The following is a 16,096-nucleotide window of genomic DNA, read 5'->3' on the forward strand; positions in this document are numbered from 1 at the left end:
TATCCTCCTCGCTATTTTAGTGCCCCTTGAGAAAGGCCTTTTTGCAATTGCTTCTGTCCGATGAATAATAAAATTAATGTTGGTACAATGACAATCATCACACCGGCCATTACCACCCCCCAATCTGTCGCCATTTCTTGTGTTTGCAATTGTTTTAAGCCGATTTGAACAGGTCGTACATCATCATTATTCGTTACCAAAAGAGGCCATAAATACATATTCCAAGTGGTTAGGAAACTATAAGCCCTAAGGTGACGAAAGAAGTGCGGCAATATGGAATAACAACTTTCCAGAAAAACGTAAAAGAGGTCAAACCAGCCAAATCACTGGCTTCCTTCAATTCGTTCGGTACGGTCTTGAAATGTTGCCGTAAAAGAAAGGTACCAAAAGCAATGGCAAAAAACGGAATGGTTAATGCCTCATATTGATTCACCCAATCCAATTGTTGAATCGTCAAGAAGTTAGGAATCATTGTTGCCTCCCATGGAATCATCATTGTAGAGATGAAGATAAAAAATAAAACGTTTCTTCCTTTAAATGGGACAAATACAAAAGCAAAAGCCGCTAACGCACTTACAATTAGTTGACCAATCATGACGACTGTTGATACAAAGAAACTGTTCCACAAATAGTGAGCAAGAGGTAATCGCTCGAATGCTTTTTGATAATTATCGAAATGAAAGGATGCGGGCAATAACTTTCCTTGTAATAGTTCAGCACCACTCATAAAGCTAATTAAAAAAGCATAAATAATGGGGAAAACGACCATGATTGCTGCTAATGTTAACAGTCCATACGTCAAAACCATTCGTGGAAGATTCATTGGTAATGCACCTTCCTTTCCCCGAAACGAAATTGTAAAATTGTTACGATGAGAATACATAAAAATAAGAAAATCGATTGTGCACTCGCTGTACCAAACTGATAATTGACAAATGCCTCACGGTAGATCGAATAAACGATTAAATTCGTAGACTCTGATGGTCCCCCTTGCGTTAAAATATCGACTTGTCCAAAAGTTTGAAAAGCGTTAATCAGCGATACCGTAATGACAAAAAATAAAGTAGGTGAAAGCATAGGTAGCGTGATTCTTCTTAATTGATAAAAGTAGCCAGCGCCATTAATTCTTGCACTTTCATATAAATGTTCATCAATATTTTGTAAGCCACCGAGTAGTATTAAGAATGTAAACCCGATATTCATCCAAATCGTAGTGATTGATATGGATAATAACGCCCATTGAGGATCGAGCAACCATTCGATTTCGCTGCCACCTAAAGTGTTGATCAATTGATTGAATAGTCCCATACTCGGATGGAAGATAAATAACCAGACAACAGCTGAAGCAGCGACTGATATCCCCATGGTAGAGGCAAAAAGTGTGCGAAAAAAACCAATTCCTTTTAATTTTTCGTTTGCTATTAATGCAAGAAAAAGAGATATGATCACACTAGTTGGCACGGTTAACAATACAAATATCAAAGTAGCTCGTATACTTTTATGAAAACTTTCAGATTGAATGATATATTGATAGTTTTCTAGACCGACAAAAACATTGGCCATACCTTGTTGATCAGTGAGAAAAAAGCTTAGATAAAAAGTTTTCAGCAATGGGTAAAATAAGAATACACTGAATAGAAGTATGGATGGCCATAAATACAATATCGCACGACGCCAATAAATAAATTGCCATTTTGGTGCACTTGTCTTATTTTGTAGCTTCATTTCTACTTCAGGTTTCATACCGTTCCTACTTTCATCTGTTGATCGTTCTTTTTACTTGGCCCTTGTAATAAGGATTTTGTATTTTGGTCAAACACGCACCATGCCGTATGGTCAAAATATACAGGCACTTGATCGCCTACTTTTACATTCCATTGTCCATACCATTTCGCATGCCATGTCGTTTCATTCCATTCAAAACTAAGTAATGTTTCGGTACCAAGAATTTCGACGTGATCAATCGTTACCATTAATGATTGGGCACCGATCTCTTGGACATTTTGATGAGAAATAAATTCTGGGCGTATCCCCATTAAGACGCTTGTTTGTTTTTGAATGTCTTCTTTAAACATGTGAATGGGAATTTGCAATTGGTTGCCGATCACAATATGTTGGTCTTGTACGAGACCAGGTGTAATATTCATAGGAGGTGAACCGATAAAATGGGCCACAAATGTATTACTAGGTGCATTGTAAACATCAATCGGGTTGCCGATTTGTTGAATTTCACCTTCATTTATTACCATCATTCGATCTCCCATTGTCATTGCTTCAATTTGATCGTGAGTGACATAAATCATGGTCATTTGTAGCTTTCTTTGTAATTTACGAATCTCAGAACGCATATAAGCTCTTAATTTGGCGTCGAGATTCGACAACGGTTCATCCATTAAACAAATCGGGGTTTGTGAAGCAATCGCGCGAGCCAGGGCAACACGTTGCCGTTGTCCACCTGAAAGATGCCGTGGTTTCCGCTTTAAATAATCGGTGAGTCCGAGTAAATCAGCTGTTTCACTGCATCGTTTTTTACGTTCATATTTTTTAATCTTTTGTACGTCGAGTCCAAACGTAATGTTATCTTCTACAGATAGGTGGGGGTATAGGGCATAGTTTTGAAATACCATCGATAAATTGCGCTTGCTAGGCGGGAGAAAATTTGCTTGTTGGTGATCAATATAAATGGACCCATTCGAAATGGACTCAAGTCCTGCAATCATTCGCAATAATGTACTTTTTCCACAACCAGAAGGTCCAACAAGGACAAAAAATTCCCCTGGTTCTACTTTTACGCTGACATGGTTAACCACTGGAGTGTTTGCTTCAAATGACTTTGTCACCCTATCTAATTCAACAGCATACATGTGTTAAACGCTCCTTTTTTTTGTAGCATTTGTCTATGTAGAGTATAAGAAAATAATGTAAAATTGCCATAAATGTGGTGTAAAATTCTCTTTATTAAAATTTAAATTCCTTTACAAATGGGGGTTTTGTGCGAAAAATAGAGATTTTCATAGAAAATAATACTTTCAAAATGATATAAATGTTGTATGATAGTAATGTGAATTTATATTGTGATGATAATGAGGTGTAAATGTGGATGTGATAAGAGAATCAATGCAATTACCATTAGACAATGTGTTAGGCATGTTGCTTTACGCATTTCTTTTTATAACAGTAGCTGGTTTACTCACGTTAGCTGGTTTAAAATGGATTCCTAATCAATTACCATATGCTGTAAAAAGTGTGGTAGTTTTTGTGGTTGTATGTATTAGTCTTGTCATTTGGTATCAAGTTTTGATCGAGCCAGCGATTCCCTAATGGAAACGCGTATTGACGGAAATGATATAGTACTTTAGAATAGTATGAAAGTAAAACTTTTTTACTACAAACGAAAGGGCAAACTTATCGAAAGGTAAGGACGCAAAGCCTAAGGATCTAACGTCATTTGACTATGATAGCCGGGTTGCCGAAGGTAGATTACACAGTGAAGTCACTTCAAAAGAACACGCTGTAATGTGCGCCTTCTTTTTGAAGTGATTTTTTTATGCATTGACCTCTTTCATTTATGTAAATCATGAGGTGCCTAACAATGCTTATCATCCCTTCAATAACCGTATTGTGGCAATAGAAGATGGAAAGGCGCAAGTCATGATTTTTCATAAGACAAGGAGGGATTGCTATGAAGCAAATGGTATCAAAAGGTAAGACTGTTGAAGCAGCGGTTACCCGTGGTTTACAACTGATGGATCTCACGAAAGATCAAGTCGATATCGAAGTCCTTCAAGTCGAAACGGAAGGGTTTATTGGACTTGGCAAGAAACAAGCCGCCGTAAAATTGACGAAACAAGAATTCACTCCACATGACACCGATGATGAAGATACGCTTTCTGAAACATTAAACAACACAACAGAAACACTAGAAGATCTAGTTGAACAAACACTAGAGGAACAAGAAGTTGAAGATGAAGCACAATTACATAATCACGAATCGTCTATGAGCAGTCGAGAAAACTGGAATATTTCAGAAGGAACAGCTTGGGTGAAAAACAATCAAATACATATGGCTCATGCTTCGGAACAATTCCCAACAGCTCGTATAGGTGATGGGATTACACTTTTTCAAAACGGAGAACAAGTAAATAGAAAAACAGTAGTATTACGCAAGGATACGCAGTATGATATAAGCTTTGATGAAGAAATAGAGAAACCTAAACGTTGGCGAATTATAGAGAGAAAACATGGACTTGAAGCTGTTCTAGAAATAACGCCTGGTGAAAAAACGAAGCAATTTGTAGCCGACGTTCCACCGAGTGATTATATTGAATTACATTTAAATCAAACGACTGAAATCGTAAATGATCTAACCGCTAATGAAATTTATGAACAATTAGAGGCATTAAATATTTCTTATGGGATTCATGATAAAGAAATAGAACGAGCTGCATCTACTATAGAAGAAAACGAATTTATTATCGCTTCAGGGAAAGAATCGAAAGCAGGAATGGACGGGGAGTTAGAAGTTCGAGTGAAAATTAATGCTGAAAATGCATTAGTGGAAGATGAGCATGGAAATATTGATTTTCGTGACTCGAATATGATTCCAAATATTGAAGCCGGAACCATTATGCTGTAGTTCATCCGCCTATACCTGGACTTCCTGGACGTACGGTGAAAGATGAAGAAATTCCTGCAAAGGATGGTTATCCATTGCAAGTGATTGCAAGTGAAGGTACCCAGTTCGTAGCAGACAACATTATGGCAACAGAAGCAGGGAGACCCGTCATTGAACAACGAGGACGAACTGTAAAAACGATGGTGATGTCCCGCTACGTCCATCAAGGTAATGTCAATATAAAGTCGGGGAATATCAAGTTTAACGGTGATGTTGAAATTGTTGGTGAAGTTGAAGAGAATATGAAAGTGGAAGCTGGGGGAGACATATATATCCACCAAGCCATTAGTGAATCAACAATTACCGCTTCTAAATCAATTATTAGTAAAGGTAACGTACTTCAATCAATGGTGACAGCAGGTAAGCATAACTTATTGGTGATCGAACTTGGAAACTTACTACGAATTATGGAAAAACAATTATCCAAAATGCTTACAATTATTCAACAAATGATGGGAGCAAAAGCTTATAAACAGAAAGAATTTGAAACGAAAGGGTTACAACCACTCATTATTATCTTACTTGAAAGAAAATTTATTGATTTTCGAACTTATGCTCAAAAATATGTAGATATTATCAATAAAGGAAGCGAATATATTGATGAAGAGGATTGGATGGAAGTAAGCGAAGAATTGCAATCCATATTTTTAGTACTGTCGAATCAGAAGACAACACTCGGACACTTACATCATTTGCAGGAAACGATGAATGAATTGGCTGAAACAACAAAAGAAGAAGTGGAACCGAATTCATATGTGACCGTTTCCAGTGCAACAAACAGCACGGTTTATTCTAGTGGCAATGTCAATATTGTTGGTAAAGGTTGTATCAATACAAAAGTACACGCGGGTGGTAAACTAGTGATTCAGAATGTTCTTCGAGGGGGTGAAGTCTTTGGCCGTCTCGGTGTATCAGTAGCAGAGGCTGGTGCTGTCAGTGGTACAAAAACGATCATTTCGACAACTTCTGATTATTCAATAACGATTTCCCATGCGTATGAAGGAACTGTACTACGTATTGGAGAAGCTACTCGGCAACTTACGAGAGAAGAATACAATATTAAAGCAGTGTTAGGAGACGATGAAGAAATCGTCATTCGATAAAAGGTGAGGAGGAAATGGTTATGCTGGCCTATCAAATACATGAAGAAAAAAATAAACTGTTTGTAGAACTCGAAGGTGATCTCGATATTGAATCGACTGAGATCATCAATAATGAATTACTTCCTCGTTTTCTTCAACATGAGACTGTGGTGATCGATTTTGCTACTGTGGGGTTTGTAGACTCATCAGGGATGGGATTGTTAATTCAAATCGTGAAACAGATGAAAGAAAAAGACCAACAGATACAAATTATTCATGTGAAAGAAGACATTTTAGAAGTGTTCGATATGGTACAGATGCATGAAATCATAGGAAATGACGTGATCGTTTAATGTTATCAACTATATGTAGCAGGCTCCCTAAATCATTCGCTCTGAATGTCATAGGGAGCCTGTTGATTTTAAAATGATGCAGCCTTTTCTGTATGTTTTTGTGGTGCAGTAGCTGTAGCTTTTGTAGCTTCTGGTTCTTCCATAAAGAACATGCATAGAAAACATATCACAGCCGATAATCCAATCACAATGAAGAATATGGTCGGATTCACCATGGTAAAAATGGTTAAGAAGATAACAGCGCCAATATTTCCATATGCGCCCACCATTCCCGAAATTTGTCCAGTCACTGACTTTTTCACAAGTGGAACCATCGCATATACTGCCCCTTCTCCTGCTTGAACGAAGAATGAGCAACTGATTGTCATTAATACCGCTAGCCATATGGGCCAACTAGAACCGATAAGTGCCATTCCGATATAACCGAAAGCCAATCCGCTAATGAAAATCATTAACGTTCGTTTGCGTCCGAATTTATCACTAAACCAACCGCCACTCGGCCGAGACATTAAATTCATAAACGCAAAGCTTCCACCAATCATACCAGCTTGCGCAACGCCTAAGGCAAATGTTTCTTCAAAAAATTGTGGTAACATCGATACGACAGCTAACTCAGATCCAAATGTGCAAAAGTAAGCAAAATTAAGAATGGCGACCTGTTTAAAAGAATATTTTTCTCTTTCGGGCACTCCTTTCTTGAGATGATCTTTATTCACACTCCAAATTTTTGATAAATGGTAAATCAATAATCCGATCAGAGTTAGGAAAATAACGATGGCAACATAATCACTAATAAAGTGTAAATGATATAAACGATACGTTTGAAAGGCTAAGATGCCAAACACTGGTATACTCATCAGCATTAACCCAATCAAATCTTTATAACTAGTGACGATTAATGCACCACTTCTTTTTGGGCGTGTAAATGTTTCACCGTTTGGTGTATCTTGCACCAATCGAAGGAATAAAAAGCCGTATACAAGACTGATCATACCGGTTAATGCAATCGCATATCGCCATCCATTTTCTCCGCCAAATAGGAGAGCAAGCGCAGGTAATGTCATGGCTGCTGCGGCAGAACCGAAATTTCCCCAACCTCCATAAATCCCTTCTGCAAAGCCAACATGTTTTTTGGGAAACCATTCTGAAACGAGACGAATACCTACAACGAAACCAGCTCCAATTAATGCTAAGAAGATTCTAGATAACATGAGTTGTGTAAAAGAATTGGATAATGCAAAAGCAAAACACGGAAGACTTAAAATGATCAGCAATCCCGCAAATACTTTCCTTGAACCGAAGCGATCGACTAACATCCCAATTAATACTCTAGCTGGTATGGTTAAGGTGACGTTGGCCACTGATAATAACGCAATCTCGTCATTCGTTAAGCCAAACTGATCACGTAATGTTGTCATAAATGGTGCCATATTAAACCAGACAACAAAAGTAATGAAAAACGCTAATGTTGTAAATCCTAATATTTTTTTATTCCCTTGATAGTTCCTCTCCATCGAAAATCCCTCCAATTTTGCTTTTCTATGGATGTTATTATATCGAAGTGAAAGAAAAGTAAAACAAAGTTGTTAGTAAATGTAACAACAATTATCAATACCCGACACCACTCTCATTAACGTACAGGAGAAATCGTCACCACGCTTATTTTAAAGCCAGGCATGCGACAATAAGGGTCCAATTGATCTGCGACAAGTCGGTTTACATTTTGCGTTTCTGTCCAGTGAAAAGGTACGAATACTGTATCTTTTCGAATCGAGGTCGAACGTTTACTGCGAACAATAATCCATCCATGTTCTGAAATGACTTTCACAAGCGAGTTCTCTTTAATATCAAAGAAATCAGCAGTTTCTGGATGCATTTCGACATATGCCTCAAATTCACGCGCAGCTAAAGATGGACTCATTCTAGTTTGTTCACCGGTTAAATAATGAGACATGACTCGGCCAGTTGTGAGATATAATGGATAATTGTTATTAGGTTGTGGTTTTTGTTTCAAGGTTTGATTTTTGACGACTGCCATTTTGGCTTTGCCATCAGGATGAGCAAATGTTTCTTCAAATAATCGCTCAGTTCCTGGGTCATTCTTAGAAGTGCAAGGCCATCGAATACCTTCTTCTTTTCTTAGTCGATCATAGGTTATGCCTGAATAGTCAGCCTTTCCTTTTTGACTTGCTAAGCGCAATTCTTCAAAGATCGCTTCTGCTGATGGGAATGAAAAATATGTTCCTTTTCCAAGTCGATCAGCTATGTCGCATAGAATTTGCCAATCATGCTTTGCCTCTCCCTGAATGGGGTAACTAGCCTCGCGAAGCATGACCCGACCTTCGACATTTGTTACGGTTCCTTCATCTTCTAAATAACTAGTAGAAGGGAGGACTAGATCTGCTAGTTTCGCAGTTTCGGACAAAAATAGATCGACAACAACTAAGAATTTTAATTTCTTTAGTGCTGATTGAATAAAGTTGGCATTTGGATTTGAAACGACTGGATTCGAACACATGACGAACATACTTGATATCGAACCTGATTCAATCTCTTCAAACATTTCATACGCAGAGACACCTTTTCCAGGTAATTCTGATTCTTTGATGCCCCATATGTCTGCGATATAAGCTCTGTGATTTGGATTTTCAATGGATCTGTATCCTGGTAATTGATCGGCTTTTTGACCATGTTCCCTAGCTCCTTGGCCATTACCTTGTCCAGTAATCGCACCAAAACCAGAATATTTCTTGCCAATCTTTCCAGTGGCTAAAAGTAAGTTGAGAAATCCTCGTACCGTTTCTGTGCCATTGATTTGTTGTTCGATTCCACGTGCGGTAAAAATCATGCCACTGTCTTCATGACCAAACACTTTGGCAGCTTGATACAAGTCGTCAACACTGACACCACTAACCGTTGCTATTTCATTCAAATCGAGTGAAGTGACATACCTTTCGACCTCTTCAAAATGCTCGGTGCGTGTTTCAATAAATGTAGGATCAATGTATTGTTCTTCAATTAAGATTTTTAGCATACCATTCGCGATGGCAATATCAGAACCAGGTTTGTTTTTTAAATGAAGATCGGCTAACTGGGTCGTTTTTGTTTCACGCGGATCGATGGCGATAATGTACGCACCATTTTCTTTTGCTTTTTCAAAATAGGGCATCATGGTTGGTTGACATTCGGCAATATTGGTTCCGGCCAATAGAATACAACGTGTTTCAGGAACTTCTTGTAAAGTGTTCGTGAATCCGCGATCAAGACCGAAACTTAAATTCGCACCAGTTGCAGCAGAGGCCATACATAATCGCCCGTTATAATCAATATATTTTGTTCCAAGAGCCACCCGAGCAAATTTACCGAGCAGATATGCTTCTTCATTTGTGAGTGACGCACTACCATATACAGAAAGGCTATCTTGCCCGTCTGTGTTTTGAATCATTTGAAACCGTTCTTGAATCGTCTGATAAGCTACTTCCCAAGAGACGGGTTGAAATTCACCGTTCACCTTTAATAACGGTTGTTTGAGTCGATTGTGGTGTAAAGCATGCTGGTGAGCATTCATGCCTTTGACACACAATCTTCCTTCAGAAGTGGGGTTATCTTTACCAACGGTTTTCTGTTTTTTTCTTGTCACAATGCGTTGTTCAATGAGCTGCATTTTGCACTGCATGCTGCAAAAAGGACATTGTGTATCGAATGTATGTTCAGATTGTACTTTTTGTTGTTTTTGGCGAAAATAATTTAACATGAGGTCTGTCAACGTTCGCTCATCCTTTCTTTATTTCATCAGTGTCACGGAAGATTTTTTGTGTGTACGTTGGTCACTTGAGAGATTTTCGTTTAACTCATGACGTAATCTTTCATCAAATAATACTTCTCTAATGTGAACGATCCCAAGACGAGTGATCCAATCTGTGATTGATTCTTTGAAAAAAGCCGATTGACGATAATATTGAATGATTCCAAGTACAAAGAATAATGTATCTTCTTCTTTGTGTCCGGTAAACAATAACGAAGAAGATGATGGGGTCTCCTGACTTTCCATTATATAAATGTCCCATCTGTCATTCGCGTTTACGATTTGCAATGCACGATTGTTATAAAAATGAAGTGCATCAAAACAACATGTCACCGCAATGTTCAAGTTAGATGGCATCATGACATATTCGGTAGCGTATGCCAGGTGTTTGGTGAATTGTATATTTGCTGTTTTGTCGCATGAACAAATTGACTCTGTATTCGGTGTGACGATCTTTGTTACGTGATGAAAAGAGTCATTGCGTAATTTCATATCTAATTCGTTACATACTTGATTGAATTGAGACGGATGAATGCTTGAATCGTTATCTGCTGTTCATTCGTGATGGATAGGGGAGAAAGTGAATATTTATCCACAATTTCTCCTATCTTTTTTAACTGATCTGCTTCAATCATGCCGGCATATAATTGTGGCGTAATTGAATAAGTGCCGTCCGCTGCAATGGTTGCATTTGTTTTCTCATCAATGTAAATCGTCTCTTGATCAATGTCTGAACTGGTTGGATCAAGCATTTGTAAATAGTAACGAATCGCCGGATAACAGATGTCACAACCTCCCGCTGACGCCAGTTTAACTTGTTCATTACCATTTCTACTGTTTGTAGTTGGTTTGATTGGATTTCATAAATGATGTCTTCCTCTGTGAGATCCGTACAGGAACAAAATTGATTGTTTTTGACGGTTTCATCAAAAGCATCACTTTTCATATACGTTAATAGTTCTTGCACAACAGGTTTGCATCCACCACAGGAACTTGATGCTTTGGTGCATGCTTTGACTTCGTCGACGGTTTCTAATTCGTTTAACACGGCTTCATCGATAATTGTCCCTTTAGAGACTTGATTACAAGTACATATGTTTTCGTTTCGAGACACGGTTGCTGCATAGGATGTACTTATATCAATTGAATCCAATAGTTTTGATTTGTCACGATCACGGATGAATTTATTTTTTTTCATGACGTCTAACATTCGAGGTGCTAACGTCGTGTCACCGTAAAGAATGGCACCTATCGCTTTATCTTCTTTAAAGATAATTTTCTTATAGGTATGGTTGATTTCATCGTAGGAAGCGATTGACTGTGTGCTCGTTGATGTCGTTACATCCCCAACTGAAAAAAGATCCACCCCAGATATCTTTAATTGCGTTGATAGAATCGATCCTTGGTATCGCTTGGAGTCGTTATTGCCTAGATAATGAGCTAATACTTCCCCTTGTTGATACAAAGGTTTTACGAGCCCGTAGACCATCTGATTATGCTCTGCACACTCTCCAAGAGCGTAAATATTGGCATCACTCGTCTGGAGATAGTCATTGACGATAATGCTCGATTGACATTAATGCCAGCATCCTTCGCTAGGTCAACATTAGGTTGTATCCCCACTGCCATAATGACAAGGTCCGTCTGGAGTGAATGGCCATCAGTAAACGTAAGTCCTTCGACGTGATGATGACCACAAATTTCTTTCGTTTCCTTGTTTAATAGAAATTGAATACCTTGATTTTCCAACGTTGCTTGGAGCATCGAAGCGGCTCTCGTATCAAGTTGCTTATTCATAATTCGATCAGAGAGATGCACAACCTGAACATCCATGCCCAAATGAACAAGCCCGCGTGCTGCTTCTAAACCAAGTAACCCACCACCAATAACGGTTGCTGAACGGTGAGTCTGTGCTAAATTCATCATGTTCTTGCAGTCATCAATGGTCCGAAAAACCGTTACTCCTTGTTTTTCAATACCAGGAACAGGTAGTATAACGGGGGTTGACCCCGTTGCAATCACTAAATAATCATATGAAATCTTGCGTCCTTTCTCTGACACAACGGTTCTTTCATGACGATTAATTTGTGTAACAGCTTCATTAGGATAAAACGTAATTTGATTAGTTTCATACCAGTCCCAGTCATTCAATGTGATGTCTTCTAATGACGTGTCCCCTTGTAGGACTGATGAAAGCATTAGTCGACTGTAATTCGTATAAGGTTCGTCACCAAAAATCGTGATTTGGTAACGATTGTGTGTGTCTTTTTGCAATAATTGCTCGATGAAGTGTACACCGGCCATTCCATTTCCAATAAGAATCAGTTGTTCTTTATCCATCTTGCTAAACCTCCTATCCATCGGCTAGCAATCTTCTCTATAAACGAAGCGTACAGCAGTTTGATTTGATTGTCTTATCTTTTGTTAGAAAAACTCACTGTGTTTTTTTGCTGAGTGAGCATTCCATCAAAAATATTGTGTTAGATATACTGACAAGTTGTTCGTAATCGATTTGAAAGGAGCTTATGATAAAAGCAAGTTAAATTTCCAAAGCAAATTGGGGGATGCATAATGCAAAAACAGAAACTGGTTTTAATCGGAAATGGTATGGCAGGCATACGAACGATTGAAGAAATTTTAAAGTTGTTACCTAATCATTTTGAAATTACAGTCTTCGGGAAGGAGCCGTATCCAAACTATAATCGGATTCAATTATCGAAAGTGTTGCAGGGAGATACGGAGATAAAGGATATTACATTAAATGAATGGCAATGGTATGAAGATAATGGTATCTTGTTTTATCCAGGAGAAACGGTAACAGCGATTGATAAGCAAGCACAAGTGATCTACACAGACAAAGGAAAAGAAACACCCTATGATTCTTTAATTATTGCTACTGGTTCCAATCCATTTATGTTGCCATTACCAGGCGCGGACAAAGAAGGAGTCACCGCCTTCCGCGACATTAAAGATTGCGAGACGATGATTGATTCATCAAAACAATATCAAAGAGCAGCGGTTATTGGTGGTGGGCTACTTGGTTTGGAAGCTGCCCGTGGATTATTGAACTTAGGTATGGAAGTCGATGTCATTCATTTATCAGATTATTTAATGGAACGTCAACTTGATCGAACAGCAGGTGATTTATTGAGGAAAGAGCTCGAATCACAAGGAATGAATTTCCTCATGGAAAAGCAAACTACTGAAATTACAGGGAAGAAACGAGTAAATGGCGTGAAGTTTGCTGATGGTGGTAGTATTCCAACCGATTTAGTTGTGATGGCGGTCGGTATTAAACCAAATGTTCGTTTAGCGCAAGACTCTGGGATTGAAGTAAATAAAGGGATTGTCGTTAACAATCATATGGAGACAAATGTGCCAAATATTTATGCAGTGGGAGAATGTGCTGAACATAATCAAATGGTTTATGGTTTGGTGGCGCCGTTATACGAACAGGGGAAAGCATTAGCCAAACATATTTGCGGCATGAATCATCAAGGATACACAGGTTCTGTTCTCTCGACACAGCTGAAAGTGTCTGGTGTTGATGTTTTTTCAACTGGATTGATTAATGAAACCAATGACACCAAGTCGATTAAAGTGTTTGATGAATGGCGAAATACGTATAAAAAAATATTAGTCCAAGATGACACGTTAAAAGGAGCCGTATTGTTTGGTGATACGAAAGAAGGAACCAAGCTATTAAGTCTTATTAAGAAAGGGGCAAATGTTGAAGAGTATTTAGAAAGCCAACAATCGGCTGACGATGATGAATCCATTGTCAAGTCCATGGAAAATGATGAAATTGTATGTGGGTGTAATGGTGTATCGAAAGGAGAAATTGTCGAAGCCATACAATCTGACGGTCTTACATCGGTTGCAGAAGTGAAAGGCGCGACAAATGCTTCTCGTTCATGTGGCACATGTAAAACTTAGTTTCTGATTTACTAGAAGATACCTTAGGGGATGAATATGAAGGCAATGAAAAAGAATCCATTTGCACATGTACAGATCTAACACGTGATGAGGTAATTTCAGAAATTCGCGAAAAAGGTCTAACACATACAAGAGAAGTCATGAATGTATTGGAATGGAAGACAGAAGAAGGATGCTCGAAATGTAAACCAGCACTAAACTATTATTTAAATATGATCTATCCAAAAGATCATGAAGATGAAAGAGAATCTCGATTTGTGAACGAACGGATGCATGCCAATATTCAAAAAGATGGTACCTATTCCGTTGTGCCAAGAATTTATGGTGGTGTAACGAATGCTCAAGACCTTCGCACGATTGCAGATGTTGCAGAAAAGTATGACGTGGGCATGATTAAATTGACGGGTGGACAACGAATCGATTTGTTAGGTGTAAAGAAAGAAGATTTACCGGATGTATGGAACGATCTAGGCATGCCGTCAGGTTCAGCATATGCAAAATCCGTACGAACGGTCAAAACTTGTGTAGGATCTGAATTTTGTCGTTTTGGTACACAAGATTCAACTGGTATGGGGATTCAATTGGAGAAAAAATTTGAAGGGTTAAATACACCGCATAAAGTGAAGATGGCGGTATCTGCGTGTCCACGTAACTGTGCAGAAGGGGGAATTAAAGATGTTGGTGTTGTTGGCTTAGATGGTGTATGGGAAATTTATGTCGGAGGTAATGGTGGTACGGAACTACGCCAAGCGGAACTATTAGTAAAAGTGAAAACGGAACAAGAAGTATTGGAATATACAGCCGCATTTTTACAATATTACCGTGAGAATGCCAGCTACTTAGAACGCACATCACACTATGTGGAACGAGTTGGCATTGAACACGTTCAAGAAGTTGTTAATGATGATCAATTACGTAAAGCATTAAATCAACGTATGGATGAGGCGTTGGATGCTTACAACGAACCTTGGAATGAAGTGCTAGAAAGTGAAACAACACTGAAAGATTTATATGAAAAAGTAATGGCTAAATCATAATTTGGGGGATCAAACTTATGGAGCAAACGGTTCGAAACGTATTTATTGGATATGACACAGAGCTACCTGAGCGGATTGGTAAAACCATTGTACTCGAGGATATGGAGATTGCTGTATTTAAGTTAACAAATGGCAATATCTATGCAATTGAAAATCGCTGTCCTCATCGGGGAGGTGTTCTTTCCGAGGGGATGGTGAGTGGGGAACATGTATTTTGCCCATTACATGATTGGAAAATTAATATGAAAGATGGCCTTGTTCAAGCACCAGATGAAGGTTGTGTACAGACTTATGATGTGATTCATGAAGATGATAAAGTTTATGTTCAAGTACCATTAACTGAATAACATTACTGAATACTCTTGATGAATGGATAGATAAATGATGTAGTTGTTTAAAATGGTTTGGGGGGACAAACAATGGGGAAAATATATTTAGTTGGTGCTGGCCCGGGTGATCCAGAATTAATAACGGTTAAAGGTTTATCATGTATCAAACAAGCAGATGTGATTTTATATGATCGGTTAGTGGCACCTCAACTATTACAAGAAGCCAAACGAGAAGCAAATCTTATCTATTGTGGAAAACTTCCCAAATTGCATGTAATGAAACAAGAAACAATTAACGATATACTCATTACGTATGCAGAACAAGGGAAAACTGTGGTAAGATTAAAAGGAGGAGATCCCTTTGTATTTGGTCGAGGGGCTGAAGAAGTCCAAGCAATCGTCACACGAGGAATAGATTATGAGGTTGTACCTGGCATTACTTCTGGTATTGCTGCGCCAGCCTCTATGAATATTCCAATCACTCATCGAGACCTTGGTCGTTCATTTGCGCTGGTTACTGGACACTCGAAGCATGGTGAGCCACAGGACGTAAAATGGAATCAGTTAGTTGATACGGTAGATACGATCGCTATTTACATGGGCGTTCGACATCTACCTGCCATTGTCAAGGCCATCGTCCATGCTGGTAAATTAGCGGATACACCAGTTGCCGTGATTCAAGAAGGAACAACGTCGCATCAAAAAGCAGTAACTGGAACGCTAAGTACTATTGTGGAAATCGTAGAGAAAGAACATATTCAAAATCCAGCAATGATTATTATTGGTGAAGTGGTACGTATTGGCGAAGAAATCAATCATTTGACCGAATTACAACAAAGGATGTATCGATCACCCGTTGCAGAAGCTTTTTAGGAGTGA

14 protein-coding genes, 2 pseudogenes and 1 riboswitch are annotated in these 16,096 nt (G+C 38.6%); of the genes and pseudogenes, 7 read left to right on the forward strand and 9 right to left on the reverse strand.

Going from position 1 to position 16,096, the window contains the following annotated elements; all coding sequences use genetic code 11:
* Positions 1-11: 11 nt before the first annotated feature.
* From J416_RS06495 to J416_RS06505, 3 genes and pseudogenes are all read right to left on the reverse strand, one after another.
* Positions 12-823: pseudogene (locus J416_RS06495) on the reverse strand (carbohydrate ABC transporter permease).
* On the reverse strand, positions 820-1,725 hold the full coding sequence (locus tag J416_RS06500; RefSeq protein WP_240407258.1) for a carbohydrate ABC transporter permease: 906 nt from the start codon (positions 1,723-1,725) through the stop codon (positions 820-822). The pseudogene J416_RS06495 and the gene J416_RS06500 overlap by 4 nt, the downstream one beginning before the upstream one ends.
* 14 nt (positions 1,726-1,739) lie before the next feature.
* Complete coding sequence (locus tag J416_RS06505) at positions 1,740-2,864, reverse strand: ABC transporter ATP-binding protein (RefSeq protein WP_003467101.1); 1,125 nt, start codon at positions 2,862-2,864, stop codon at positions 1,740-1,742.
* Positions 2,865-3,096: 232 nt separating this feature from the next.
* Between J416_RS06505 and J416_RS06510 the strand changes: the two genes are divergently transcribed.
* The 4 genes from J416_RS06510 to J416_RS06525 all read left to right on the forward strand — a co-directional run bounded on the left by J416_RS06510 (position 3,097) and on the right by J416_RS06525 (position 6,110).
* Positions 3,097-3,321 carry a hypothetical protein gene (locus J416_RS06510; RefSeq protein ID WP_003467102.1) on the forward strand — a complete coding sequence of 75 codons (225 nt, stop codon included), beginning with the start codon at positions 3,097-3,099 and terminating at the stop codon, positions 3,319-3,321.
* 67 nt (positions 3,322-3,388) lie between these two features.
* Positions 3,389-3,474, forward strand: a riboswitch (cyclic di-GMP riboswitch).
* Positions 3,475-3,682: 208 nt separating this feature from the next.
* On the forward strand, positions 3,683-4,636 hold the full coding sequence (locus J416_RS16420) for a flagellar assembly protein A (RefSeq protein ID WP_040513095.1): 954 nt from the start codon (positions 3,683-3,685) through the stop codon (positions 4,634-4,636).
* Positions 4,637-4,671: 35 nt separating this feature from the next.
* Entirely contained in the window at positions 4,672-5,778 is a 1,107-nt protein-coding gene (locus J416_RS16425) for a FapA family protein (protein ID WP_040513097.1), read from the forward strand.
* A gap of 20 nt (positions 5,779-5,798) precedes the next feature.
* Positions 5,799-6,110: an STAS domain-containing protein gene (locus J416_RS06525; RefSeq protein WP_003467105.1), complete on the forward strand. Its 312-nt coding sequence runs from the start codon at positions 5,799-5,801 to the stop codon at positions 6,108-6,110.
* 68 nt (positions 6,111-6,178) lie between these two features.
* Here J416_RS06525 and J416_RS06530 read toward each other — a convergent pair whose 3' ends face one another.
* The 6 genes from J416_RS06530 to J416_RS16215 all read right to left on the reverse strand — a co-directional run bounded on the left by J416_RS06530 (position 6,179) and on the right by J416_RS16215 (position 12,255).
* Positions 6,179-7,624, reverse strand: a complete 1,446-nt coding sequence (locus J416_RS06530; protein WP_003467107.1) for a NarK family nitrate/nitrite MFS transporter — start codon at positions 7,622-7,624, stop codon at positions 6,179-6,181.
* 116 nt (positions 7,625-7,740) lie between these two features.
* Complete coding sequence (gene nasC, locus J416_RS06535; RefSeq protein WP_003467109.1) at positions 7,741-9,876, reverse strand: assimilatory nitrate reductase catalytic subunit NasC; 2,136 nt, start codon at positions 9,874-9,876, stop codon at positions 7,741-7,743.
* An 18-nt stretch (positions 9,877-9,894) separates the two neighbouring features.
* Positions 9,895-10,161 (reverse strand): hypothetical protein, encoded by a 267-nt coding sequence (locus J416_RS15900; RefSeq protein ID WP_003467111.1) that lies wholly within the window; start codon positions 10,159-10,161, stop codon positions 9,895-9,897.
* A gap of 248 nt (positions 10,162-10,409) precedes the next feature.
* Entirely contained in the window at positions 10,410-10,550 is a 141-nt protein-coding gene (locus tag J416_RS15905; protein WP_169331762.1) for an NAD(P)/FAD-dependent oxidoreductase, read from the reverse strand.
* On the reverse strand, positions 10,547-11,404 hold the full coding sequence (locus J416_RS16210) for a (2Fe-2S)-binding protein (protein ID WP_003467115.1): 858 nt from the start codon (positions 11,402-11,404) through the stop codon (positions 10,547-10,549). The genes J416_RS15905 and J416_RS16210 overlap by 4 nt, the downstream gene beginning before the upstream one ends.
* A complete protein-coding gene (locus J416_RS16215) occupies positions 11,386-12,255 on the reverse strand; it encodes an NAD(P)/FAD-dependent oxidoreductase (protein WP_003467116.1) in 870 nt (289 codons plus the stop codon). Before J416_RS16215 ends, J416_RS16210 begins: the two co-directional genes overlap by 19 nt.
* A 231-nt stretch (positions 12,256-12,486) precedes the next feature.
* Here J416_RS16215 and nirB point away from each other — a divergent pair.
* From nirB to cobA, 3 genes and pseudogenes are all read left to right on the forward strand, one after another.
* Positions 12,487-14,888 (forward strand): annotated as a pseudogene (nirB, locus tag J416_RS06545) (nitrite reductase large subunit NirB).
* Positions 14,889-14,905: 17 nt separating this feature from the next.
* Positions 14,906-15,235: a nitrite reductase small subunit NirD gene (gene nirD / locus J416_RS06550; protein ID WP_003467124.1), complete on the forward strand. Its 330-nt coding sequence runs from the start codon at positions 14,906-14,908 to the stop codon at positions 15,233-15,235.
* 72 nt (positions 15,236-15,307) lie between these two features.
* Positions 15,308-16,090: a uroporphyrinogen-III C-methyltransferase gene (cobA, locus tag J416_RS06555; RefSeq protein WP_003467127.1), complete on the forward strand. Its 783-nt coding sequence runs from the start codon at positions 15,308-15,310 to the stop codon at positions 16,088-16,090.
* Positions 16,091-16,096: the final 6 nt, after the last annotated feature.

The organism is Gracilibacillus halophilus YIM-C55.5, assembly GCF_000359605.1.
Classification (GTDB): Bacteria; Bacillota; Bacilli; order Bacillales; family Amphibacillaceae; genus Gracilibacillus; species Gracilibacillus halophilus.